At 57.0% G+C, this 24,894-nt stretch carries 21 protein-coding genes; 11 read left to right on the forward strand and 10 right to left on the reverse strand.

Annotated elements, in window-relative coordinates; translation table 11 throughout:
• Positions 1–97 precede the first annotated feature (97 nt).
• The 3 genes from secM (at position 98) to mutT (ending at position 3,813) form a co-directional block, all read left to right on the forward strand.
• Positions 98–595: a secA translation cis-regulator SecM gene (gene secM / locus ACLH1U_RS14000; RefSeq protein ID WP_196531386.1), complete on the forward strand. Its 498-nt coding sequence runs from the start codon at positions 98–100 to the stop codon at positions 593–595.
• 62 nt (positions 596–657) lie between these two features.
• Positions 658–3,363: a preprotein translocase subunit SecA gene (gene secA, locus ACLH1U_RS14005; RefSeq protein WP_023291985.1), complete on the forward strand. Its 2,706-nt coding sequence runs from the start codon at positions 658–660 to the stop codon at positions 3,361–3,363.
• A 57-nt stretch (positions 3,364–3,420) separates the two neighbouring features.
• Positions 3,421–3,813, forward strand: a complete 393-nt coding sequence (mutT, locus tag ACLH1U_RS14010; RefSeq protein WP_004204347.1) for an 8-oxo-dGTP diphosphatase MutT — start codon at positions 3,421–3,423, stop codon at positions 3,811–3,813.
• A gap of 52 nt (positions 3,814–3,865) precedes the next feature.
• Here the strand turns inward: mutT and yacG are convergent, their stop codons facing one another.
• The 3 genes from yacG to coaE are packed head-to-tail and all read right to left on the reverse strand — an operon-like array spanning position 3,866 to position 5,433.
• Entirely contained in the window at positions 3,866–4,060 is a 195-nt protein-coding gene (gene yacG, locus ACLH1U_RS14015; protein ID WP_004204348.1) for a DNA gyrase inhibitor YacG, read from the reverse strand.
• 9 nt (positions 4,061–4,069) lie between these two features.
• Positions 4,070–4,813 carry a cell division protein ZapD gene (gene zapD, locus ACLH1U_RS14020; RefSeq protein ID WP_017901182.1) on the reverse strand — a complete coding sequence of 248 codons (744 nt, stop codon included), beginning with the start codon at positions 4,811–4,813 and terminating at the stop codon, positions 4,070–4,072.
• A complete protein-coding gene (gene coaE / locus ACLH1U_RS14025) occupies positions 4,813–5,433 on the reverse strand; it encodes a dephospho-CoA kinase (RefSeq protein ID WP_032453842.1) in 621 nt (206 codons plus the stop codon). Before coaE ends, zapD begins: the two co-directional genes overlap by 1 nt.
• A 344-nt stretch (positions 5,434–5,777) precedes the next feature.
• Between coaE and ACLH1U_RS14030 the strand changes: the two genes are divergently transcribed.
• A complete protein-coding gene (locus tag ACLH1U_RS14030) occupies positions 5,778–6,821 on the forward strand; it encodes a GMP reductase (protein WP_121936404.1) in 1,044 nt (347 codons plus the stop codon).
• 36 nt (positions 6,822–6,857) lie between these two features.
• Here the strand turns inward: ACLH1U_RS14030 and hofC are convergent, their stop codons facing one another.
• The 4 genes from hofC to nadC form a co-directional block, all read right to left on the reverse strand.
• A complete protein-coding gene (gene hofC / locus ACLH1U_RS14035) occupies positions 6,858–8,063 on the reverse strand; it encodes a protein transport protein HofC (RefSeq protein ID WP_105491204.1) in 1,206 nt (401 codons plus the stop codon).
• The gene (gene gspE, locus ACLH1U_RS14040) at positions 8,053–9,438 is read right to left on the reverse strand and encodes a type II secretion system protein GspE (protein ID WP_023291990.1); all 1,386 of its coding nucleotides are present in this window, start codon (positions 9,436–9,438) and stop codon (positions 8,053–8,055) included. Before gspE ends, hofC begins: the two co-directional genes overlap by 11 nt.
• A gap of 10 nt (positions 9,439–9,448) precedes the next feature.
• A complete protein-coding gene (gene ppdD / locus ACLH1U_RS14045) occupies positions 9,449–9,880 on the reverse strand; it encodes a prepilin peptidase-dependent pilin (RefSeq protein WP_004204358.1) in 432 nt (143 codons plus the stop codon).
• A 181-nt stretch (positions 9,881–10,061) separates the two neighbouring features.
• Entirely contained in the window at positions 10,062–10,955 is an 894-nt protein-coding gene (gene nadC / locus ACLH1U_RS14050) for a carboxylating nicotinate-nucleotide diphosphorylase (protein WP_023291991.1), read from the reverse strand.
• 133 nt (positions 10,956–11,088) lie between these two features.
• Between nadC and ampD the strand changes: the two genes are divergently transcribed.
• Complete coding sequence (ampD, locus tag ACLH1U_RS14055; protein ID WP_023291992.1) at positions 11,089–11,652, forward strand: 1,6-anhydro-N-acetylmuramyl-L-alanine amidase AmpD; 564 nt, start codon at positions 11,089–11,091, stop codon at positions 11,650–11,652.
• Positions 11,649–12,503, forward strand: a complete 855-nt coding sequence (gene ampE, locus ACLH1U_RS14060; protein WP_032453846.1) for a beta-lactamase regulator AmpE — start codon at positions 11,649–11,651, stop codon at positions 12,501–12,503. Before ampD ends, ampE begins: the two co-directional genes overlap by 4 nt.
• A 220-nt stretch (positions 12,504–12,723) precedes the next feature.
• Here the strand turns inward: ampE and ACLH1U_RS14065 are convergent, their stop codons facing one another.
• The 3 genes from ACLH1U_RS14065 to aroP all read right to left on the reverse strand — a co-directional run bounded on the left by ACLH1U_RS14065 (position 12,724) and on the right by aroP (position 16,634).
• The gene (locus ACLH1U_RS14065; RefSeq protein WP_411299306.1) at positions 12,724–13,674 is read right to left on the reverse strand and encodes a family 43 glycosylhydrolase; all 951 of its coding nucleotides are present in this window, start codon (positions 13,672–13,674) and stop codon (positions 12,724–12,726) included.
• Positions 13,674–15,080 (reverse strand): glycoside-pentoside-hexuronide (GPH):cation symporter, encoded by a 1,407-nt coding sequence (locus tag ACLH1U_RS14070; RefSeq protein WP_017901173.1) that lies wholly within the window; start codon positions 15,078–15,080, stop codon positions 13,674–13,676. Before ACLH1U_RS14070 ends, ACLH1U_RS14065 begins: the two co-directional genes overlap by 1 nt.
• A gap of 183 nt (positions 15,081–15,263) precedes the next feature.
• The gene (gene aroP / locus ACLH1U_RS14075; RefSeq protein WP_023291995.1) at positions 15,264–16,634 is read right to left on the reverse strand and encodes an aromatic amino acid transporter AroP; all 1,371 of its coding nucleotides are present in this window, start codon (positions 16,632–16,634) and stop codon (positions 15,264–15,266) included.
• 644 nt (positions 16,635–17,278) lie between these two features.
• Here aroP and pdhR point away from each other — a divergent pair.
• From pdhR to ACLH1U_RS14100, 5 genes are all read left to right on the forward strand, one after another.
• Positions 17,279–18,058: a pyruvate dehydrogenase complex transcriptional repressor PdhR gene (gene pdhR / locus ACLH1U_RS14080; protein ID WP_002888699.1), complete on the forward strand. Its 780-nt coding sequence runs from the start codon at positions 17,279–17,281 to the stop codon at positions 18,056–18,058.
• Between the two features lie 137 nt (positions 18,059–18,195).
• Positions 18,196–20,859 carry a pyruvate dehydrogenase (acetyl-transferring), homodimeric type gene (aceE, locus tag ACLH1U_RS14085; protein ID WP_023291996.1) on the forward strand — a complete coding sequence of 888 codons (2,664 nt, stop codon included), beginning with the start codon at positions 18,196–18,198 and terminating at the stop codon, positions 20,857–20,859.
• A 14-nt stretch (positions 20,860–20,873) separates the two neighbouring features.
• A complete protein-coding gene (aceF, locus tag ACLH1U_RS14090; RefSeq protein WP_395286626.1) occupies positions 20,874–22,790 on the forward strand; it encodes a pyruvate dehydrogenase complex dihydrolipoyllysine-residue acetyltransferase in 1,917 nt (638 codons plus the stop codon).
• A gap of 206 nt (positions 22,791–22,996) precedes the next feature.
• Complete coding sequence (gene lpdA / locus ACLH1U_RS14095) at positions 22,997–24,421, forward strand: dihydrolipoyl dehydrogenase (RefSeq protein WP_002888731.1); 1,425 nt, start codon at positions 22,997–22,999, stop codon at positions 24,419–24,421.
• 164 nt (positions 24,422–24,585) lie between these two features.
• Positions 24,586–24,870: a hypothetical protein gene (locus ACLH1U_RS14100; RefSeq protein WP_023291998.1), complete on the forward strand. Its 285-nt coding sequence runs from the start codon at positions 24,586–24,588 to the stop codon at positions 24,868–24,870.
• Positions 24,871–24,894 lie beyond the last annotated feature (24 nt).

Consider the following 24,894-nt stretch of genomic DNA (forward strand, 5'->3'; position numbering starts at 1 on the left):
GGTTGCTTTACCCCGTGGACATCATGCTGTCCTGCGAAAAACGTTAATAAAGAGACAGCCTGAACGACAACGGGTATACCAAAGAAAGGTAATGAACGTGAGTGGATTGCTGACGCGCTGGCGACAGTTTGGCAGACGGTATTTTTGGCCGCATCTCCTGTTGGGGATGGTCGCGGCCAGCCTCGGCCTGCCTGCGTTAAGCAACGGCCATGAGACCGCGACGCCAGCGAAGGCGACCGCCAGCAACCATAATCCGAGCAAAGTTAATTTCTCCCAGCTGGCGCTGCTGGAGACGAATCGCCGGCCAAACTTTACCGTCGACTACTGGCATCAGCACGCCATTCGCACCGTTATTCGTCATCTCTCTTTCGCCATGGCGCCGCAGGCCTTGCCGGTGGCGGAAGAAGCGTCCCCGCTGCAGGCGCAGCATCTGGCGCTGCTCGACACGCTCAGCGCGCTGCTGACGCAGGACAGCACGCCGCCGGTGGTGTTCCGCCAGGCGGCGTATATCCCTTCCTCATATTCTGCCTTCCGCGTCAGCGCCTGGATAAGCCAGGTGGCGGGGATCCGCGCAGGGCCTCAACGTCTCAGCTGAAAATAACCACGGACTATCCTATTTTTTGTGACTCCGCACCGCGGGGCGTTTGAGATTTTATTATGCTTATTAAAATGTTAACCAAGGTTTTCGGCAGCCGTAACGACCGTACGCTGCGTCGTATGCGCAAAGTCGTCAATATCATCAACGGTATGGAACCGGCGATGGAAAAACTCTCTGATGACGAGCTGAAAGCGAAAACCGCTGAATTCCGCGCGCGCCTGGAAAAAGGCGAAGTACTGGAAAACCTGATCCCTGAAGCTTTCGCCGTCGTTCGCGAAGCCAGTAAGCGCGTGTTCGGCATGCGTCACTTCGACGTTCAGCTGCTGGGCGGTATGGTGCTTAACGATCGCTGCATCGCCGAGATGCGTACCGGTGAAGGTAAAACCTTGACCGCGACCCTGCCGGCCTACCTCAACGCGCTGACCGGCAAAGGCGTTCACGTGGTGACCGTCAACGATTATCTGGCCCAGCGTGACGCCGAAAATAACCGCCCGCTGTTCGAATTCCTCGGCATGACCGTTGGCATCAACATGTCCGGCCTGCCGGCGCCGGCGAAGCGTGAAGCCTACGCTGCCGATATCACCTATGGCACCAACAACGAATACGGCTTCGATTACCTGCGCGACAACATGGCCTTCAGCCCGGAAGAGCGCGTTCAGCGTAAACTGCACTATGCGCTGGTGGATGAGGTGGACTCCATCCTGATCGATGAGGCGCGTACCCCGCTGATCATTTCCGGCCCGGCGGAAGACAGCTCTGAAATGTACCGCAAGGTCAACAAGATCATTCCACACCTGATCCGTCAGGAAAAAGAGGATTCGGACACCTTCACCGGCGAAGGCCACTTCTCGGTGGATGAAAAAGCGCGTCAGGTTAACCTGACCGAACGCGGTCTGGTGCTGATTGAAGAGCTGCTGGTACAGGAAGGCATTATGGATGAAGGTGAGTCCCTGTACTCCCCGACCAACATTATGCTGATGCACCACGTTACCGCCGCGCTGCGCGCCCATGCGCTGTTCACCCGCGACGTTGACTACATCGTTAAAGATGGTGAAGTTATCATCGTTGATGAGCACACTGGCCGTACGATGCAGGGCCGCCGCTGGTCCGATGGCCTGCACCAGGCCGTTGAGGCCAAAGAGGGCGTGGAGATCCAGAACGAGAACCAGACCCTGGCCTCTATCACCTTCCAGAACTATTTCCGTCTGTATGAGAAACTGGCGGGGATGACCGGTACCGCTGATACTGAAGCCTTTGAATTCAGCTCCATCTACAAGCTGGATACCGTGGTCGTCCCGACCAACCGTCCGATGATCCGTAAAGACATGGCGGATCTGGTCTATATGACCGAAGCGGAAAAAATTCAGGCGATTATCGAAGATATTAAAACCCGTACCGCAGCCGGTCAGCCGGTGTTGGTGGGGACAATCTCGATCGAGAAATCGGAAGTGGTTTCCCGTGAGCTAACCAAAGCCGGCATTAAGCACAACGTTCTGAACGCCAAGTTCCACGCCAGCGAAGCGGACATCGTCGCCCAGGCAGGCTATCCTTCCGCGGTGACCATCGCTACCAACATGGCGGGCCGTGGTACCGATATTATGCTCGGCGGTAGCTGGCAGGCGGAAGTCGCGGCGCTGGAAAACCCAACGCCTGAGCAGATTGAACAAATCAAAGCCGACTGGCAGGTGCGCCACGATGCGGTACTGGCCGCAGGCGGCCTGCACATCATCGGTACCGAGCGTCATGAATCACGCCGTATCGATAACCAGCTGCGCGGCCGTGCCGGTCGTCAGGGGGATGCCGGTTCTTCCCGCTTCTACCTGTCGATGGAAGATGCCCTGATGCGTATCTTCGCCTCCGATCGCGTATCCGGCATGATGCGTAAACTGGGGATGAAACCCGGCGAAGCCATTGAGCACCCGTGGGTCACCAAGGCTATCGCTAACGCACAGCGTAAAGTCGAGAGCCGTAACTTCGATATTCGTAAGCAGCTGCTGGAATATGATGATGTGGCCAACGACCAGCGCCGGGCAATTTACACCCAGCGTAACGAACTGCTGGACGTGTCTGACGTCAGCGAAACCATCAACAGCATTCGCGAAGACGTGTTTAAGGCGACTATCGATGCCCATATTCCGCCGCAGTCGCTGGAGGAAATGTGGGATATCGAAGGCCTGCAGGAGCGTCTGAAAAACGACTTCGACCTCGACCTGCCAATCAAAGAGTGGCTGGATAAAGAGCCGGAGCTGCATGAAGAGACCCTGCGCGAACGTATTCTGCAGAGCGCGGTAGAAACCTACCAGCGTAAAGAAGAAGTGGTTGGCGCCGAAATGATGCGCCACTTCGAGAAAGGCGTGATGCTGCAGACCCTGGATTCGCTGTGGAAAGAACACCTGGCGGCGATGGACTACCTGCGCCAGGGTATCCACCTGCGCGGCTATGCGCAGAAAGATCCGAAGCAGGAGTACAAGCGCGAATCGTTCTCTATGTTTGCCGCGATGCTGGAGTCACTGAAGTATGAAGTGATCAGCACCCTGAGCAAAGTGCAGGTGCGGATGCCGGAAGAAGTCGAGGCGATGGAGCAGCAGCGTCGTGAAGAGGCCGAGCGCCTGGCGCAGATGCAGCAGCTCAGCCATCAGAGCGATGATGAAGCCGCTGCACAGGATCTGGCGGCGCAAACCGGCGAACGTAAAGTGGGGCGTAACGATCCCTGCCCGTGCGGCTCCGGTAAAAAATACAAACAGTGCCATGGCCGTCTGAGCTAAGGGCTGATAAAAAAACAAAGGCGCAGAGTTCTGCGCCTTTTTTATGGAGCTGCTTCAATGAAAAAACTGCAAATCGCCGTAGGGATAATTCGCAATCCAGAAGGCGACATCTTTATTACCCAGCGCGCCGCCGATGCCCATATGGCGAATAAACTGGAGTTCCCGGGCGGGAAGATTGAATCTGCTGAAACGCCAGAGCAGGCGTTGATCCGCGAGCTACAGGAAGAGGTGGGGATTACGGTCACCACGTTTTCACTATTTGATAAGCTGGAGTATCAGTTCCCCGATCGCCACATTACGCTGTGGTTTTTCCTCGTGGAAAGCTGGGAAGGCGAGCCCTGGGGCAAAGAGGGGCAGCCGGGACAGTGGATGGCGCGGCAGGCGCTGGATCCGGCGGCGTTTCCCCCGGCGAATGAACCGGTTATCCGCAAACTTATCGCCCAGGGCTGAGCCCCGGGTCGGGAGACTAACCCAACAGGCGTTGGGTTAGCGTGCCGTCAAATCAGGGCTGCTGCTCGCTCCAGTCATCGCTATCGGAGAGATCGCCCGCGCTGGGGATGCGCTTCTCCTCTGCTGCCCATTCTCCCAAATCGATCAGCTGGCAGCGCTTGCTGCAGAACGGACGATAGGGGCTTTGTTCGCCCCATACCACATTTTTGCCGCAGGTCGGACAATTGACGATAGTCTCTTCTGACATGTTATCTCCTTAACAGCAGGCCAGTTCAAAATCAAAGCGCTCCGGCACGATCCCATACTCACTGTCCAGCGGCAGGAAGCGGATGGCGAAACGGCTCTTATGGCCGGAGATCTGCGGATAAAGCTGGTGGGCCAGATCGAGACGCAGGCGCAGCAGATCGGCATCTTCGCCATTATCCTGATAAAAGCCATTGAGGCTGGTCTGTTTGCGAAACTGCCCGGAGTTACGGATCAGATCGAGGATCAGGCTCAGGGACTGGACCAAAGGATCGAGGCTGGCAAGCCAGCTGGCCACCTGCTCGTCACGATGCGCCTGCGGCATATGGAGCCAGATATGCAGGGTCGGTAAATCGAAGCTGCAGCAGCCTCCAGGGATACTCAGACGCTGACGCACTAGCGCAATCAGGCGATCTTCACGCAGAAACTGACCAATGCGCGGCGCGGCCATCAGGGTGCTGGAAGACTGCTTGAGCTGCTGGCGCAGCGCGTTAATGCGCTCCTGATCGACTCCCGGCACTTCTGCCCAGGACTGGAGCTTACGCTGCTGGCGCTCCAGCTCTTTGACCAGATCGGTACGCACCTCGCCGCGCTCCAGGACATCCAGCAGATCGCCGGCGTTACGGAAAAAATGGAGCGCATCGGCATGGCTGGCAATCATCGGATGGAAAGCCATCTGCTGGATCAGAAATTCGATGCGCAGCCAGGTGCGCATTTTCTCATTAAGAGGATGTTCAAACAGAACGGGGGTATGCATTACGAGTTTTCCTGTGAGGCGGCCTGCGATGCCAGCGTTAAATACTTTTCGTGCAGGCGGGCAACATCCGATGCCACTGCATCCGGCGTGCCAGTGTTTTCAATAACATCGTCCGCTACGGCCAGGCGCTGCTCGCGCGTGGCCTGGGCGGCAAGAATATGTTCAGCATGTTCGCGGCTGACCTTATCGCGCAGCATGGTGCGTTCGATTTGCGTCTCTTTTGGCACATCGACGACCAGGACGCGATCGGCCTGGCTGGACAGGCGGTTTTCGACCAGCAAAGGTACGACCCAGAGGAGATAAGGGGAGGTGGCGGCCTGCATCTGGCGGCGCGTTTCCTGCTGAATTAGCGGATGCAACAGCGCGTTGAGCCAGGCTTTTTCCTCCACCTGAGCGAAAATTTTTTCCCGCAGCAGACGGCGGTTTAGCGTGCCGTCGGGAGCGATCATCTGTGGCCCGAAGTGGCCGGCAATGGCCTGGAGCGCCGGGGTGCCGGGTTCGACCACCTGGCGGGCGATAACATCGGCATCGATAACGTTAATCCCGAGCTGCGCGAAGGCGTCGGCAACCGTACTTTTACCGCTGCCAATCCCGCCTGTTAACGCGACTGTGTACCCCATATCTTCTGACCCTGAAACGGATTGCTCGTATTTTTTGGTATTCAGACAGCGAGGACGGGCAGTATGCCGGAGAGGCGACAGCGATCTTGTCGTGATGGCCCCGTGCCAACCGGGAGCGCCGTCCGCTATTCTGTTTATTTTAATCAAGCAAATCAAATGGTTAAAAATAATGCACTGGCGGGTGGAGACATAAGCGTTTTTTTCTCCATTCACCAGGTAAATTTATACGATTGTAGCGTAAAAAAAGTGAAAATCGCAGTCTTGCGCGGGCCTGATTCGTGCGTATGATAACGTCACTGGAGTTGTGCTCTTACATTAATGCCATTAACCCCAGGAATTCGCACATGCGTATTGAAGAAGATCTGAAGCTTGGTTTCAAAGACGTTCTTATCCGCCCGAAACGCTCTACCCTCAAAAGCCGTTCTGATGTTGAGCTGGAACGTGAATTCACCTTTAAACATTCAGGCCTGACCTGGTCCGGCGTGCCGATTATTGCGGCAAACATGGATACCGTCGGCACCTTCAGCATGGCGAAAGCGCTGGCCACTTTTGGCATTCTGACCGCAGTACACAAGCACTACACCGCAGAAGAATGGCAGGTGTTTGTCCAGAGCGTATCCGCAGACGTTCTCAAGCATGTGATGGTTTCCACCGGTACTTCCGACGCGGATTTCGATAAAACGCAACAGATCCTCTCTGAGAACCCACAGTTGAATTTTGTGTGCATTGACGTCGCCAATGGCTACTCTGAACACTTCGTTCAGTTTGTGGCGAAGGCGCGCGAAGCCTGGCCGCAAAAAACCATTATCGCCGGGAACGTGGTCACCGGTGAAATGTGCGAAGAGCTGATCCTTTCCGGCGCCGATATCGTCAAAGTTGGCATTGGCCCGGGGTCCGTTTGCACCACCCGTGTCAAAACCGGGGTCGGCTACCCGCAGCTCTCCGCCGTGATCGAGTGTGCTGATGCTGCACACGGCCTTGGCGGCCAGATCATCAGCGATGGCGGTTGCACCATGCCGGGCGATGTGGCGAAAGCCTTCGGCGGCGGCGCTGATTTCGTGATGCTCGGCGGTATGCTGGCGGGCCACGAAGAGAGCGGCGGTACTGTGGTTGAAGAGAACGGTGAAAAATTCATGCTGTTTTACGGTATGAGCTCCGAGTCGGCGATGACCCGCCATGTGGGCGGTGTCGCGAAATACCGCGCGGCGGAAGGGAAAACCGTGAAGCTGCCGCTGCGTGGCCCGGTGGACAATACCGCGCGCGACATTCTCGGCGGCCTGCGTTCAGCCTGCACCTACGTTGGCGCCTCGCGACTGAAAGAGCTGACCAAACGCACCACCTTTATCCGCGTTCAGGAACAAGAGAACCGGGTATTCAACAGCCTGTAACCGGCTGCGCTGGCGCCTGCGCGGTGCCAGCGTTTCTCATCCTCCCGCCCCGCCAATGGCATCGCCCAGGTGAAAAACGGGCAAATACATCGCCACCACCAGGATCCCAACCAGCGAGCCGGTTATTACCAGCATCAGGGGTTCCAGATGCGCAGCCAGACTGTCGGCTCGCTGATGGGTCTGCTCACGATGATGATGCGCCAGGTTTTCCAGCATCTGATCCAGCGCCCCCGCGCTTTCCCCCGTACGGATGAGCTGCAGACACAGCGGTGTAAAACCGCCGCAGCGGCTTAACGCCTGCCAGATCGGATCCCCCTGAACGATCAGCGCGCGGGCCTGCGCCAGGCGCTGGCGCCACAGCGGGCACGACAGGGTCTCTTCAACGCTTTGCAGCCCCTGCAGAAAGCTGATACCGGCGCTTTGGGTTAACGCCAGAACGGTGAATATCAGGCTCAGCTGTTGGCCGCCGATCAGGGGGCCGACGAGAGGGAGCGCGTTAAGCAGCTGCTGGCGACGCAGCAGCCAGTCGGCGCGCTGCCGGACCAGCTGGTTGAGCAGCAGCGGGCTCAGCAGAAAGGCCAACAGCAACGGCCAGCCGCGGCTCAGCATGTCGCCTGCCGCAATAACCATTCGCGTCAACAACGGCAGCGGCGTATTGAACGTCTGGTAGATGGCGGTGAATTCGGGAAGGACAAAATAGAGCATTCCAAGCACCACCAGCAGCGCCAGAGTGAGCACGATTAGCGGGTAGCGCAGCGCCTTTTTGACCTTGCCGGCAAGCCGCTGCTGCTCCTGCTGCTGGTTGGCCAGCTGCTGGCAGCAAATATCGAGCTTGCCCGTCAGTTCGCCGGTGCTAATCATCGCCATATACAGTGGCGGAAAAGCCTGCGGCCACTGCGCCAGTGCGGCAGAGAAGGCTACGCCCTGGGCCAGTTCGCGGCCCAGCGCCTCAAGCAGCGCCTGCCACTGCGCATGCGGTTGCTGCTGCGCCAACAGCGATAACCCTTCCGCCAGCGGTAGCCCGGCCTGCAGCAGGGTTGCCAACTGGCGGATGGTTTCGCTGCTGTAGCGCGGGCGCCACAGGCTTTGCTTCACCGAACAGCGGCGTATAGCCAGCGGCATGATGCGCTGCTGCTGGAGGTGATGCAGCACCTCCGGACGACTGGCTTGCCATAGCATCCCCTGACAAGGAGCGCCTTGTGCATCGACGCCTCGCCAGCGCCAGAGACGCTTAGTCGCCATGGGGGATCCCCAGCACCCGCACCACCTCTTCGAGGCTCGTCAACCCCTGTTCGATAGCCTGACATCCGCTTTCAAAAAGCGTCATCATGCCCGCGGCTCGCGCCAGAGATTCGATCTCAAGGGCGTTGAGTCCCTGGACTATCCCCTGACGTAGCCCCGGGGTGACAGGCAAGACCTCAAACAGCGCCAGACGGCCATGATACCCGTGATAACAGTTTTCGCAGCCTGCTGCCTGCCAGCGCGGCAGCGGGCGGGGCCACAGACTGTGCGGCAGGTCTGCGGCGCTGCCGGCATTGCGCCGGCAGTGGGGGCACAGCTTGCGGACCAGACGCTGGGCGATAACCAGCGAGAGCGCAGAAGAGATCATCCAGCGGGCGATGCCCATTTGCTGCAGGCGAGTGAGGGTTTCGCTGGTGGAATTGGTGTGCAGGGTAGAGAGCACCAGATGGCCCGTTTGAGCGGCTTTCAGCGCGATTTCAGCGGTTTCGGCATCGCGGATTTCACCCACCATCACAATATCCGGGTCCTGGCGTAACAGGGCGCGCAGCACGCTGTGAAAGGTCAGCCCGGCGCGCGGATTGATTTGCGTCTGGTTCATCCCGGCGATAGGGATCTCCAGAGGATCCTCGACGCTACAGATGTTCACTTGCTCCCGGTTTCGGGCCTGCAGGGCGCTGTAGAGGGTCACCGTTTTCCCGCTTCCGGTTGGGCCAGTGACCAGCAGCAGCCCCTGCGGCTGATTCAGGGCCTGGCGAAAGGCCGCCAGCTGAGAGGATGAGAGGCCGAGAGCCTCCAGATCCAGCGCCTGGTCAACCTGATGCAGAAGGCGCAGGACAATTTTCTCGCCATAGCGGCAGGGCAGGGTGGCGATGCGAAAGGAGAGCGGCCGTCCGGCGAGGTTCAGCGCGAACTGGCCATCCTGCGGCAAACGATGCTCGGCGATATCGAGATTGGCCATCACCTTGAGACGTGCGATAACCGGCGCGGCCAGCTCGGGCGCCAGCAGCGGCAGCGCGTGTAGCACGCCATCGACACGCAGGCGGATCCTTAAGTGCGCTTCCGTGGGCTCGATATGAATATCGGACGCCCGCTGACGCAGGGCCTGCTCGAGGATCTGGTTGACCCGCTCGGCGATGTTTTCCGGCCCTGCATTTTGCGCCAGCAGCGCCTGCTTTTCCTGGACTTGCAGGCGCTTATCCATCTGCTCCTGGCTCCAGCATTCAATATCGATCCGTTTTTGCGTCGCGAAACGCAGTGCCTCCATTAGCTCCGTCGGTGGGGTATCGACCACCGCAATGGATATCGTCTGCTCATCGCTGTGCAGCAGCAGGGCGTGATGGCGACGACAGAGAGGGATCAGCTGTTCTGTTTTCATGTTGTCGCCCTCACTTCACCCGGAAGACGTCTTCGCAGGCCTGCTGAAGTGCGCTGTTGTCGGTGATAGTGCAGACCCGCTGCCAGCCGGTAACGCCTTCGGCGTTATCCCAGGTCGGGGTCAGGGTGACGCCCAGTCCGTTGAGACTTTCCTGGCCGGTGAGGGTAACGACGCCTTTGGCCACGCTCATGGCGGAGAGGTAGCGCGTGGTTGTTGGCGAGGGGATGCCATTGCTGCCGCCGTCGCATGTCGTCAGGCCGCCATGATCGAGCGCGCAAAGTTCGATTGCCGTCCGGTAGGGGACAAAGGTCTGCAGCAGGTCGGTGAGGGCGGCTTTACGCAGGTAGTTCTGGTAGGCCGGGATGCCGATGGCGCTGAGAATGGCGATGATGCCGATGACCACCATCAGTTCAATCAGGGTAAAACCTCGTTGTTTATCCATAAGTCGCTCCTTGTTGTGACAGGAGCACTGTGACGGGATTCTGGGGGGCAGGCGAGGAGACGAAAACGATCCGGGAAACCGGGTTCCAGGGTTTTTACCGGTATTGCATGGCGAGCAAGAGCGACTGCGAGTCGGGTCGCAAATTCAGGCCTTCACGCCCGGAAGCGTGAAGGCCAAATCCTCAGCGGAAACGCATCGACAGGTCGAGCGCCTGCACATGTTTGGTCAGGGCCCCGACGGAAATATAGTCGACCCCGGTCTCGGCAAATTCGCGGATGGTGTCAAAGGTGACGTTGCCGGAGACCTCCAGCGCCGCCTGGCCAGCGGTGATTTTCACCGCCTCGCGCATCAGGTCGGTGGTGAAGTTATCGAGCATAATGATATCGGCCCCGGCTTTTAACGCCTGCTCCAGCTCATCCAGCGTTTCCACTTCCACTTCCACCGGCACATCAGGATGCAGCCAGAAAGCCTTCTCCACCGCCTGACGGATCGAGCCGGAGGCGATGATGTGGTTTTCTTTAATCAGGAAAGCGTCGAACAGCCCCAGACGGTGGTTGGCGCCGCCTCCGCAGAGAACCGCGTATTTCAGCGCGGTACGCAGCCCTGGCAGCGTTTTACGCGTATCCAGAAGTTGGGTTTTGGTGCCGGCCAGCAGGTCGACATAGCGGCGGACGACGCTGGCGACGCCGGAGAGGGTTTGCACAAAGTTCAGCGCCGTACGTTCGCCAGTGAGCAGAATGCGCGATGGGCCTTCCAGCTCGAACAGGGGTTGATCGGCTTTGACCGCGTCGCCATCGGCGACGTGCCAGGTGATAGTCACGTCGTCACCGGCGAGCTGAATGAAGACTTCTTCCACCCAGCGTTTACCACAGAAGACGCCATCTTCGCGGGTAATGACCACCGCATGGGAGCGTGCATCCTGCGGCAATAATTGTGCGCTAATATCGTTGCTGGCGTCGACTTCGCCGCCCAAATCTTCCCGCAGGGAGTGTGCGACAGCATCGGTAATATCGAGATTAATTCGTTCCAGCAGCACGTCACGGCGGCGGTCGGGGTTGTAACGACGAGGCGACATGATAAAGCTCCAGATAGATAAGATTCAGAAGTGGGAAACATGCTAACCTGAACGACGTTTCAGTACCATACACACTTCATCCTTTGGGCCGGCGTGTGGCCCGGAAGCATGAGTTCGCGAAAGGAGATCCCGCATGCAGTTGAACGAGGGATGGCTGGTCGGCGCGCGTCGGGTTCCCTCGCCGCACCATGACTGCCGTCCGGATGAAGAAGCCCCTTCCTTACTGGTGGTGCATAACATTAGCCTGCCACCAGGTGAATTTGGTGGTCCATGGATTGACGCGCTGTTCACCGGCACCCTGGATCCGCACGCGCATCCTTTCTTTGCCGAGATCGCTCATCTGCGCGTTTCGGCGCATTGTCTGATTCGGCGTGATGGTGAAATCGTGCAGTATGTGCCTTTCGATAAGCGTGCGTGGCATGCGGGGGTCTCCTGCTATCAGGGGCGCGAACGCTGCAATGACTTTTCCATCGGCATAGAGCTGGAAGGCACGGATACCCTGGCGTATACCGATGCGCAGTACCAGCAGCTGGCGGCGGTGACGGATCTGCTTATCACTATTTATCCTGCCATCGCCACAAACATCACGGGACATAGCGATATCGCGCCCGTGCGCAAGACAGACCCGGGACCGGCCTTTGACTGGAAAAAATTTCGTGCGCTGCTCAGCGCGCCGTCAGAAAAGGAGACCTCATGACGCTGTTTACTACGCTGCTGGTGCTTATCGCTGAACGCCTGTTTAAACTGGGCGAACACTGGCAGCTTGATCATCGGCTGGAGGTGGTGTTCCGCCGGATAAAACATTTCTCGTTGCCGGGAACGCTGCTGATGACCCTGGTCGCCGTCGCGGTGGTCTACCTCATTCAGCGCTTGCTGCAGGGGCAGCTGTTCAACGTACCGCTGCTGGTGTTCTGGATCTTGCTGGGTCTGCTGTGCATCGGCGCCGGCAAGGTTCGGCTGCACTATCATGCCTATCTGAAAGCGGCGTCGCGCAATGACAGCCGCGCCTGCGATGCGATGGCCAGCGAGCTGACGTTGATCCATGGCGTCCCGCCGGGCTGTGATGAGCGCGAGTACCTTAGCGAACTGCAAAATGCGCTGTTATGGATTAACTATCGTTACTACCTGGCGCCACTCTTTTGGTTTGTGGTGGGTGGGGCATGGGGGCCGCTGACGCTTATCGCTTATTGCGTTCTGCGTGCCTGGCAGACGTGGCTGGCGCGCTACCAGACGCCGCATCATCGTTTGCAGTCTGGAATCGATGGTATCCTGCATATTGTCGACTGGCTGCCGGTGCGTCTGGTGGGGGTTGTCTATGCCCTGGTGGGGCATGGAGAGAAAGCGCTTCCGGCGTGGTTTGCATCGTTAGGCGACCGCCATTCGTCGCAGTATCAGGTATTGACCCGCCTGGCGCAGTATTCCCTGGCCCGTGAACCGCACGTGGATAAAGTGGCGACCCCAAAGGCCGCGGTGTCGATGGCCAAGAAAACCTCGCTGGTGGTGGTGGTGATCATGGCGCTGCTGACGATTTACGGCACCCTGGTGTAACGGCCTGCGCCCGTACTTTATCTGTCAGGATACCCCACCTGCGGGGCTTTGATTGCCGGATGGCGCTGTGCTTATCCGGCCTGGGGCTCACACCACGCAGGCCGGCAAGCAATAGCGCCGCCGGGCGCTATATCTGACGCCGCGCTTGTCATGTTGCCGGGGGGCGGCTTCGCCTGACCCGGCCTGGAGAACCCGCGCCTGCGGGCAGCATACCGAACCGCTACAGCGTATCCGCCGGCGGGACGCCGAAGTCGGGCATGCCGTCCTCTCTCCAGGAGACAAGTTTTAGCCGCGTATGACGATTGGGATCATACAGCGGGTCGCCTTCAATCTCGGTGTAATTCCGCGCGTGATATACCAGCACATCTTCCCCCGCCGGCGTTTGGGTAAAACTGTTATGGCCCGGGCCATACTGGCGGTTTTCATAGCTGGTCCGGAACACTGGCTGCGGGGCTTTATGCCAGTTTTCCGGCTGCAGCGGATCGGCCTCCCGGTCGATCCAGAGCAATCCCATGCAGTAGTTTTCATCGGTGGCGCTGGCGGAATAGCTGATGAAAAGCTTATCGCCATGCACCAGCACCGCGGGTCCTTCATTGACCTTAAATCCCCGGCACTCCCAGTCGAACTCCGGCTTGCTCAGCATGACCGGCTCGCCTTTTAGCGTCCACGGGTTGGCCATTTCAGCGAGATACAGGTTTGAGTTGCCCTCGATATGCGGAGATTTTTGCGCCCATAGGTACCAGCGTTTGCCCTGATGGATAAAGGTGGTGGCATCGAGGGCGAAGGTATCGAAAGGCGTCACCACCTGGCCTTTTTCCTGCCAGCGGCCGGTCAGCGGATCGCTGTCGGCGCACTCGATAACGAACATGCGATGCTGGAACATGCCCAGCGCATCCAGATCGTGGGTATGGGTGGCGGCAAAATAGATATACCACTTACCGTCTATCTCATGTAGCTCCGGCGCCCAAATCAGCTGGCTCATCGGCCCGCTTTGCGGTGCGCGCCACACCACTACCGGCTCAGCATCGCTCAACCCCTCAAGGGTTGCCGCGCGCCGGATCTCCAGCCGGTCGTATTCCGGCACTGAGGCAATAAAGTAGTAATGATTCAGGTGGCGCAGAATAAAGGGATCTGCGCGTTGCTCAATAAAGGGGTTTGGCCAGTTGTTCATCAGGCTTTCCTTACGTGTTCACTGGTTTTCAGTTCCTGGTATTCATTCAGCTCGCTGTAGTTGCTGCGGCGCTTCTCTAAATCGCTCTGAATCTGGCGCATCAGGGTGCGGTCAACTTTAAGCAGGCGCACCACGCCGGCGGTGATCAGGTAGCCGACGCCGGGGATGACCGAGAACAGCAGCACGATGCCGTTGAGGGCCGAGGCGCTTTGCGCTTTGGCGCCGGCGTCGTAGCCGTACCATGACAGCAGGAATCCGACCATCGCCCCGGCGACCGCCAGGCCGACTTTAAGGAAAAACAGGTTGCCGGAGAAGCTAATACCGGTGATGCGCTTGCCGGTTTTCCACTCGCCGTAGTCGTCAACATCGGACATCAGCGACCAGTGCAGCGGGGAGGGGATCTGATGCAGGATATTGAGCAGGAAGTAGAGCACCATAATCAGCGTGGTGGCGTGCGGATTAAAGAAATAGAAGGCGCAGGAGAAGATCGCCAGCACGATGTTGGTCCAGAAGAAGACCTGCAGTTTGCACCAGCGGTCGGTGAGGACTTTTGCCAGCATGCTGCCAATCATCATCCCGACCACGCCGAGGCTGATAAACAGCGTGGCAAAATGGGTGCTTTGCCCCATCACCCAGGTAACGTAGTACATGGTGGCGGCCATGCGGATAAAGCCCGGACAGACGTTGCATAGCGTGAGCAGCAGGATGCGTACCCACTGGTCATTTTTCCACACGTCTTTGAGATCTTTTTTCAGTTCATCATTGGTCTGCACTGCCGGGTGGATGCGTTCGCGCACGGTGGCGAAGCAGAACAGGAACATACACATGCCGATAAAGGCCAGCACGGTCATTGCCATCTGATAGCCTTTCGCTTTATCGGCGCCGCCGAACCAGTCGGCCATGGGCAGCAGCGTCAATGACAGCAGCAGCGTGGCGATACCCACCATCACGAAACGATAGGACTGGCAGGCAACACGCTCTTTCGGGTCGGCGGTCATCACCGTTCCCAGTGAGCAGTAGGGTATATTAATCGCGGTATAGGTAATCGACAGCAGAAAGTAGGTGACAAACGCATAGATGACTTTGCTGTTATAGGTCCACTCAGGAGTGGTGAACATCAGCACGCTGAACAGGGCGTAGGGGAAGGCAATCCACAGCAGCCATGGACGAAAGCGGCCATATTTACTGCGGGTGCGGTCGGCGAGGGCGCCCATGATCGGGTCGGTCACCGCATCGATGACGCGCACCGACAGCAGCAGTACGCCCACCAGCGCCGGCGCCAGGCCGAAGATATCGGTATAAAAATAGTTAACAAACAGCATGATGGCGCCAAAGATGATATTGCATCCGGCATCCCCCATCCCATAACCAATCTTTTCTTTTATTGAAAGTCTATTGTCTGCCATGTGCGGTCTCTCCGTTGCAGTATGGAGAGAATTATTGGCTGCTATCGAGAGAATTACGTTGCAGGAACGCGTTGACGATATGGATAAATAAGCTATGGAAGGGAAAGTGTGAAGCAGATAACAATGCTCTGCGCCCGTTATTAAGGGAGGGCGCAGAGCAAAGAGAATTATTGATGAGATGTATTATTGTGCTTTTACGGTGGCGGCGGCTTTCTGTTTAAACAGATAACCCACGCCCAGCACTGCGATCCATACCGGGATCAGCCAAACGGAAATCGCCATCCCCGGGGTCATCAGCATAATGATCAGCACCGCGGCCATAAACAGCAGGCACACCCAGTTACCCAGCGGGTAGAAGAGGGCGGGGAAGCGGGTGGTGACGCCCTGCTGCTGTTTGGCGCGACGGAATTTGATATGCGCGAGGCTGATCATCGCCCAGTTGATCACCAGGGCGGAGACCACCAGCGCCATCAGCAGGCCAAATGCGGATTCCGGCGCCAGGTAGTTGATCAGCACACACAGGGCGGTGACCACGGCGGAGACGAGAATGGTATTGACCGGCACGCCGCGTTTGTCGACGCTGAGCAGCGCTTTCGGCGCGTTCCCCTGCTGGGCAAGGCCGAACAGCATACGGCTGTTGCAGTAGACGCAGCTGTTATACACCGACAGGGCCGCCGTCAGCACCACCACGTTGAGGGCGTTTGCCACCAGCGTATCGCCAAGCTCATGGAAAATCAGGACGAACGGGCTGGTGTCCGCGGTCACGCGCGTCCACGGCAGCAGCGAGAGCAGGACCGCCAGCGAACCAACATAGAAGATCAGAATACGGTAGATAACCTGGTTGGTGGCTTTCGGAATGCTTTGCTCCGGGTTATCCGCTTCCGCCGCGGTGATACCCACCAGCTCGAGACCGCCGAAGGAGAACATAATGATCGCCATCATCATCACCAGCCCGGTAAAGCCGTGCGGCAGGAACCCGCCTTGATCCCACAGGTTACGTACCGTCGCCTGCGGGCCGCCGTTGCCGCTGAACAGCAGCCAGCCGCCGAACAAAATCATCGCCACGACGGCGACCACTTTGATAATGGCAAACCAGAACTCCATTTCACCGAACACTTTCACGTTGGTCAGGTTAATGGCGTTGATGGCGATGAAGAAAACCGCCGCTGAGGCCCAGGTCGGGATTTCCGGCCACCAGAACTGGATATATTTGCCGACGGCGGTCAGTTCCGCCATGGCTACCAGGACATACAGCACCCAGTAGTTCCAGCCGGAGGCGAAGCCGGCAAAGCCGCCCCAGTATTTATAAGCAAAGTGGCTAAACGAACCGGCTACCGGCTCTTCCACCACCATTTCGCCCAGCTGACGCATGATCAGAAAGGCGATAAAACCGGCAATCGCGTAACCAAGAATGATACCCGGGCCGGCGGACTGAATGACGGACGCGCTCCCCAGAAACAGGCCGGTGCCGATAGCCCCGCCCAGCGCGATGAGCTGGATATGGCGGTTTTTGAGGCCGCGCTTCAGCCGATCGCCGTGCTGTTGACCTTCCATATGAAACCTCGTGTGTGGTTATTTTTTGTGTACGTCATCCGTCAGGTTGCTGCTTCACTGCTGTCCCTGCCAGAAAGCATAGCCAGCGAAAATTTGGGCGAAGTGGCCCACTTTTTACCTGAGTGATGGCGCGCACATATTGTTGTGTTTGTGTATTTTTCGACTTCCGTTTCTGTATTGTTTTGTTTACGGAAGGCGGTGCAGTAATTCAGAAAAAGGCCTTTCGTCTCAGGGAGAATAGTGGTAAGCGCGTTTGAATGCACCTGCTTTATGAAGGGATGATGGCCATGTGTTTAAAAAGACATCAATAGACACATTCAGTATTATTTCGACGCATTGTTCTCATTTGGTTATTTATTCGTATTAACTGCCTTTATATTCACTTATCTGGTCGTTGAATCGGTTCAGATAGCGTAATTTTTCGTTTCCATTAAGTTAATGCTACCTCTTTATGAGTAAACGTAACATTTGTGCAAGGTTACATTTCTGAAATGTTATTTCTGTAAGGTTGTTAAAATGTCCGTGGTTTACTGATTTCAATCAAAACCTGTATGGACAGAAGGTGAATACTTTGTTACTTTAGCGCTACGAACTTTAAATTGGTAAGACCAATTGACTCCGGGCTAATGGCAGAGACAGGGAATATGGCCTACAGCAAAATCCGCCAACCAAAATTATCCGATGTGATAGAGCAGCAGCTGGAGTTTCTGATCCTTGAGGGGACCTTGCGCCCCGGTGAAAAACTCCCGCCTGAACGCGAACTGGCCAAACAGTTCGACGTTTCCCGCCCCTCGCTGCGTGAGGCGATTCAACGCCTCGAAGCCAAGGGCCTGTTGCTTCGTCGTCAGGGAGGTGGAACGTTTGTACAGAGCCGCCTGTGGCAGAGCTTCAGCGATCCGCTGGTCGAGCTGCTGTCCGATCACCCTGAATCCCAATTCGATCTGCTTGAGACCCGTCACGCGCTGGAAGGCATTGCGGCTTATTACGCGGCGCTGCGCAGCAATGATGAAGATCGCGACCGTATCCGCGAGCTACATCAGGCTATTGAGCGGGCTCAGCAGTCGGGCGATCTGGACGCCGAGTCCGGCGCCGTCGTCCAGTATCAAATCGCCGTCACCGAGGCGGCACACAATGTGGTTTTGCTCCATCTGCTAAGGTGTATGGAGCCGATGCTGGCGCAAAACGTGCGTCAGAACTTTGAATTGCTGTATGCCCGCCGGGAAATGCTCCCGTTGGTCAGCAACCATCGCACTCGCATTTTCGAGGCGATAATGGCCGGGGAGCCGGAGCAGGCGCGTGAGGCGTCGCACCGTCACCTGGCGTTCATTGAGGAAATTTTGCTGGACCGTAGCCGTGAGCAGAGTCGTAGAGAACGCTCGCTGCGTCGTTTACAGCAACGAAAGGACGAGAACTCCGGTTCTTAAGCGCCATTTTTAGAGCGCGGCAACTAAACGCAGAACCTGTCTTATTGAATTTTTGGTTGTTCAAAGGTGAAGAACGAAGAGTTCAATGGGACAGGTTCCAGATTAATCAACGATTAGATAGATAAGGAATACCCCCCATGTCAGAACGTTTACCAAATGACGTGGATCCGATCGAAACTCGCGACTGGCTACAGGCGATCGAATCGGTCATCCGTGAAGAAGGTGTTGAGCGCGCTCAGTATCTTATTGACCAACTCCTTTCTGAAGCCCGCAAAGGCGGGGTGAAAGTGGCTGCTGGCGCATCGACCGGCGGTTACGTAAACACTATTGCCGTTGAAGATGAACCGGAATATCCGGGTAATCTGGATCTGGAACGTCGTATCCGTTCTGCGATCCGCTGGAACGCCATCATGACCGTTCTGCGCGCATCGAAAAAAGATCTCGAACTGGGCGGCCACATGGCTTCTTTCCAGTCTTCCGCAACCTTCTACGAAGTGTGCTTCAACCACTTCTTCCGCGCACGCAATGAGCAGGATGGCGGCGACCTGGTGTACTTCCAGGGTCACATCTCTCCGGGCGTTTATGCGCGTGCTTTCCTGGAAGGTCGTCTGACTGAAGAGCAGATGAACAACTTCCGTCAGGAAGTTCACGGTAAAGGTCTGTCCTCTTATCCGCACCCGAAACTGATGCCGGAATTCTGGCAGTTCCCGACCGTTTCTATGGGCCTGGGCCCAATCGGGGCGATTTATCAGGCTAAATTCCTGAAATATCTGGAACACCGTGGTCTGAAAGACACCTCCAAACAAACCGTTTACGCGTTCCTGGGCGACGGTGAGATGGACGAGCCGGAATCTAAAGGCGCGATCACCATCGCGACCCGTGAGAAGCTGGACAACCTGGTCTTCGTTATCAACTGTAACCTGCAGCGTCTTGATGGCCCGGTCACCGGTAACGGCAAAATCATTAACGAACTGGAAGGCATCTTCGCGGGCGCTGGCTGGAACGTTATCAAGGTTATCTGGGGCGGTCGTTGGGATGAGCTGCTGCGTAAAGACACCAGCGGTAAGCTGATTCAGCTGATGGAAGAAACCGTTGACGGTGACTACCAGACCTTCAAATCCAAAGACGGCGCTTATGTGCGCGAGCACTTCTTCGGTAAATATCCGGAGACCGCCGCGCTGGTTGCCGACTGGACTGACGAGCAGATTTGGGCTCTGAACCGCGGCGGCCACGATCCGAAGAAAGTTTACGCTGCACTGAAGAAAGCGCAGGAAACCAAAGGCAAAGCGACCGTCATCCTCGCCCATACCATCAAAGGTTACGGCATGGGTGATACTGCTGAAGGTAAGAACATCGCTCACCAGGTTAAGAAAATGAACATGGACGGCGTTCGCTACGTCCGCGATCGTTTCAACGTGCCGGTTGCCGATGCCGATCTGGAAAAACTGCCGTACGTAACCTTCCCGGAAGGTTCCGAAGAGCACACCTATCTGCACGCTCAGCGTCAGAAACTGCACGGCTATCTGCCGAGCCGTCAGCCGAACTTCACTGAGAAGCTGGAGCTGCCGACGCTGGAAGATTTCCGTCCGCTGCTGGAAGAGCAGAATAAAGAGATCTCTACCACTATCGCGTTCGTTCGTGCCCTGAACGTGATGCTGAAGAACAAATCCATCAAAGACCGCCTCGTGCCGATCATCGCCGACGAAGCGCGTACTTTCGGTATGGAAGGTCTGTTCCGTCAGATCGGTATCTACAGCCCGAACGGTCAGCAGTACACCCCGCAGGACCGTGAGCAGGTTGCTTACTACAAAGAAGACGAAAAAGGCCAGATCCTGCAGGAAGGGATCAACGAGCTGGGCGCAGGCGCATCCTGGCTGGCTGCGGCGACCTCTTACAGCACCAACAACCTGCCGATGATCCCGTTCTACATCTACTACTCGATGTTCGGGTTCCAGCGTATCGGCGACCTGTGCTGGCAGGCAGGCGACCAGCAGGCTCGCGGCTTCCTGATCGGTGGTACTTCCGGTCGTACGACGCTGAACGGCGAAGGTCTGCAGCACGAAGATGGCCACAGCCATATTCAGTCTCTGACTATCCCGAACTGTATCTCTTACGATCCGTCCTACGCCTACGAAGTGGCGGTCATCATGCATGACGGCCTGGAGCGTATGTACGGTGAGAAACAAGAGAACGTTTACTACTACATCACGACCCTGAACGAAAACTACCACATGCCGGCGATGCCGGAAGGCGCCGAGGAAGGTATCCGTAAAGGTATCTACAAACTCGAAACCATCGAAGGTAGCAAAGGTAAAGTTCAGCTGCTGGGCTCCGGTTCTATCCTGCGTCACGTCCGTGAAGCAGCGCAGATCCTGGCGAAAGACTACGGCGTGGGCTCTGACGTGTACAGCGTCACCTCCTTCACCGAACTGGCGCGTGATGGCCAGGATTGCGAACGCTGGAACATGCTGCACCCGCTGGAAACCCCGCGCGTGCCGTACATCGCTCAGGTGATGAACGACGCTCCGGCTGTGGCATCCACTGACTATATGAAACTGTTCGCCGAGCAGGTTCGTACCTACGTACCGGCTGACGATTACCGCGTACTGGGTACCGATGGCTTCGGTCGTTCCGACAGCCGTGAAAACCTGCGTCACCACTTCGAAGTTGATGCTTCCTATGTGGTCGTTGCAGCGTTGGGCGAACTGGCTAAACGTGGTGAAATCGATAAGAAAGTGGTCGCTGACGCTATCGCGAAATTCGACATCGATGCAGAAAAAGTTAACCCGCGTCTGGCGTAAGAGGTAAAAGAATAATGGCTATCGAAATCAAAGTACCGGACATCGGGGCTGATGAAGTTGAAATCACCGAGATCCTGGTCAAACCTGGCGACAAAGTAGAAGCTGAACAGTCGCTGATCACCGTAGAAGGCGATAAAGCCTCTATGGAAGTCCCGTCTCCGCAGGCTGGCGTCGTGAAAGAGATTAAAGTCTCCGTCGGCGACAAAACCGAGACTGGCAAACTGATTATGATTTTCGATTCCGCCGAGGGTGCAGCAGCCGCTGCACCTGCGCAGGAAGAGAAGAAAGAAGCCGCTCCGGCCGCTGCTGCGCCAGCCGCCGCCGCGGCAGCGAAAGAAGTGCACGTCCCGGATATCGGCGGCGATGAAGTTGAAGTTACCGAGATCATGGTTAAAGTGGGCGACACCATCGCCGCTGAGCAATCCCTGATCACCGTAGAAGGCGATAAGGCCTCTATGGAAGTACCGGCGCCGTTCGCGGGTACCGTGAAAGAGATCAAAATCAACACCGGCGATAAAGTGTCCACCGGCTCCCTGATCATGATCTTCGAAGTCGCGGGCGCTGCGCCTGCGGCCGCTCCGGCACAGGCTGCCGCTCCGGCTGCCGCGGCACCGGCTGCTGCTGCTGGCGCGAAAGACGTTAACGTCCCGGACATCGGCGGCGACGAAGTTGAAGTCACCGAAGTGATGGTGAAAGTCGGCGATAAAGTGGCTGCTGAGCAGTCCCTGATCACCGTCGAAGGCGACAAAGCGTCTATGGAAGTGCCGGCGCCGTTCGCGGGCACCGTCAAAGAGATCAAAATCAGCACCGGCGATAAAGTCAAAACCGGCTCCCTGATCATGGTCTTCGAAGTGGAAGGCGCTGCGCCTGCCGCCGCTCCGGCTCAGGCTGCTGCACCGGCACCGGCTGCTGCACCGGCACCGGCTGCTGCACCGGCTCAGGCTGCTAAGCCTGCCGCGGCGCCGGCTGCGAAAGCAGAAGGCAAAACCGAATTCGCTGAAAACGATGCTTACGTTCACGCGACTCCGCTGATTCGCCGCCTGGCGCGCGAGTTCGGCGTTAACCTGGCGAAAGTGAAAGGCACCGGCCGTAAAGGTCGTATCCTGCGCGAAGACGTTCAGGCCTACGTGAAAGAAGCCGTTAAACGCGCTGAATCCGCACCGGCGGCTGCCGCTGGCGGCGGTATCCCGGGCATGCTGCCATGGCCGAAGGTTGACTTCAGCAAGTTCGGCGAAATCGAAGAAGTGGAGCTGGGCCGTATCCAGAAAATCTCTGGTGCTAACCTGAGCCGTAACTGGGTCATGATCCCCCACGTTACCCACTTCGATAAAACCGATATCACCGATCTGGAAGCGTTCCGTAAGCAGCAGAACGCCGAAGCTGAGAAGCGTAAACTGGACGTGAAATTCACCCCGGTTGTCTTCATCATGAAAGCTGTGGCCGCTGCGCTTGAGCAGATGCCGCGCTTCAACAGCTCGCTCTCCGAAGATGGTCAGCGCCTGACGCTGAAGAAATACATCAACATCGGTGTGGCGGTTGATACCCCGAACGGTCTGGTGGTTCCGGTCTTTAAAGACGTGAACAAGAAGAGCATCACCGAGCTGTCTCGCGAACTGACCACCATCTCGAAGAAAGCGCGCGATGGCAAACTGACGGCGGGCGAAATGCAGGGCGGTTGCTTCACCATCTCCAGCATCGGCGGCCTGGGTACGACCCACTTCGCGCCGATTGTTAACGCGCCGGAAGTGGCCATCCTCGGCGTGTCTAAGTCCGCGATGGAGCCGGTATGGAATGGTAAAGAGTTCGTGCCGCGTCTGATGCTGCCGATCTCTCTGTCCTTCGACCACCGCGTGATCGACGGTGCTGATGGTGCCCGCTTCATTACCATCATCAACAACACCCTGAGCGACATTCGCCGCCTGGTGATGTAATCGAAAAAGCCGGCCTGACGGCCGGCTTTTTTCTGATAACCTCAGGCTGTTTGGGATTATCAGCAACAAAGGACAAAATCGTTTGCCGTTTGTTGTTTAAAAATTGTTAACAATTTTGTAAAATACACGCGGATAGAACGTCCCGGTGGACTTGGGCGTAAGAATAATAGCGTCAGACCCGCCGGATATAAATTACAGAGGTCATGATGAGTACTGAAATCAAAACTCAGGTCGTGGTACTTGGGGCAGGTCCTGCAGGCTACTCTGCAGCTTTCCGTTGCGCTGATTTAGGTCTGGAAACCGTCATCGTAGAACGTTACAGCACCCTCGGTGGGGTGTGCCTTAACGTGGGTTGTATCCCTTCTAAAGCGCTGCTGCACGTGGCAAAAGTTATCGAAGAAGCGAAAGCGCTGGCCGAACACGGCATCGTTTTCGGCGAACCGAAAACTGACATTGACAAGATCCGCACCTGGAAAGAAAAAGTCATCACTCAGCTGACCGGTGGTCTGGCTGGCATGGCCAAAGGGCGTAAAGTGAAGGTGGTTAACGGTCTGGGTAAATTCACCGGCGCTAACACCCTGGAAGTGGAAGGCGAAAACGGCAAAACCGTGATCAACTTCGACAACGCCATCATCGCGGCGGGTTCCCGTCCGATTCAACTGCCATTTATCCCGCATGAAGATCCGCGCGTATGGGACTCCACCGACGCCCTGGAGCTGAAATCCGTACCGAAACGCATGCTGGTCATGGGCGGCGGTATCATCGGTCTGGAAATGGGTACCGTATACCACGCGCTGGGTTCAGAGATTGACGTGGTTGAAATGTTCGACCAGGTTATCCCGGCGGCCGATAAAGACGTGGTGAAAGTCTTCACTAAACGCATCAGCAAGAAATTCAACCTGATGCTGGAAACCAAAGTGACTGCCGTTGAAGCGAAAGAAGACGGTATTTACGTTTCCATGGAAGGCAAAAAAGCGCCGGCGGAAGCACAGCGTTACGACGCCGTACTGGTGGCTATCGGTCGCGTACCGAACGGCAAAAACCTCGACGCAGGCAAAGCGGGCGTGGAAGTGGACGATCGTGGCTTCATCCGCGTTGACAAACAAATGCGCACCAACGTGCCGCACATCTTTGCTATCGGCGATATCGTCGGTCAGCCGATGCTGGCGCACAAAGGCGTCCACGAAGGTCACGTTGCCGCTGAAGTTATCTCCGGCCTGAAACACTACTTCGATCCGAAAGTGATCCCGTCCATCGCCTACACCGAGCCAGAAGTGGCATGGGTCGGCCTGACTGAGAAAGAAGCGAAAGAGAAAGGCATCAGCTACGAAACCGCCACCTTCCCGTGGGCGGCTTCCGGCCGCGCTATCGCTTCCGACTGTGCAGACGGTATGACCAAACTGATCTTCGACAAAGAGACCCACCGGGTTATCGGCGGCGCGATTGTCGGCACCAACGGCGGCGAGCTGCTGGGTGAGATCGGCCTGGCTATCGAAATGGGCTGCGACGCTGAAGACATCGCGCTGACTATCCACGCTCACCCGACTCTGCACGAGTCTGTTGGCCTGGCGGCAGAAGTCTTCGAAGGCAGCATCACCGACCTGCCGAACGCCAAAGCGAAGAAAAAGTAACTTTTTCTTTCAGGCAAAAAGCATAAGCGGCTCCCGGAGCCGCTTTTTTTATGCCTGATGTTTAGAACTGTGTCGCTATTCATAAACCGCTACACCTCATACATACTTTGTAAATAGTCACTCAGTAAACTTATAGGTAGTTAACGATATCGATGAGGTGTGTGATGAAACGCTTTTTAACCACTGCGCTGGTCGCAGCAACGTGCTTATCCGGTGTAGCCTGCGCGGCTGACGCCACGATTCCGTGGGCGGATAACAGCGGCGGCACGGAAACGACCCATATCGCGGCGATGGGCCAGGATCTGAATGCCCAGCATCAGCAGGTGACGAAGACCAGTGAAGGGGTATGGGCTGCGAATTCCGGCAGCATCAGCGCTGACGAAGCGGCATTGTCCAGTACGAAACCAGCCTTTGCCGGCGATCCGTCTCTGATGCCCCACCAGGGCTAAGTGAATGAAAACGCCCGGTTGCGT

It is taken from the genome of Klebsiella sp. 1SOBk5mer, from assembly GCF_046603115.1.
In the GTDB taxonomy this organism is placed as follows: Bacteria; Pseudomonadota; Gammaproteobacteria; order Enterobacterales; family Enterobacteriaceae; genus Klebsiella; species Klebsiella quasipneumoniae.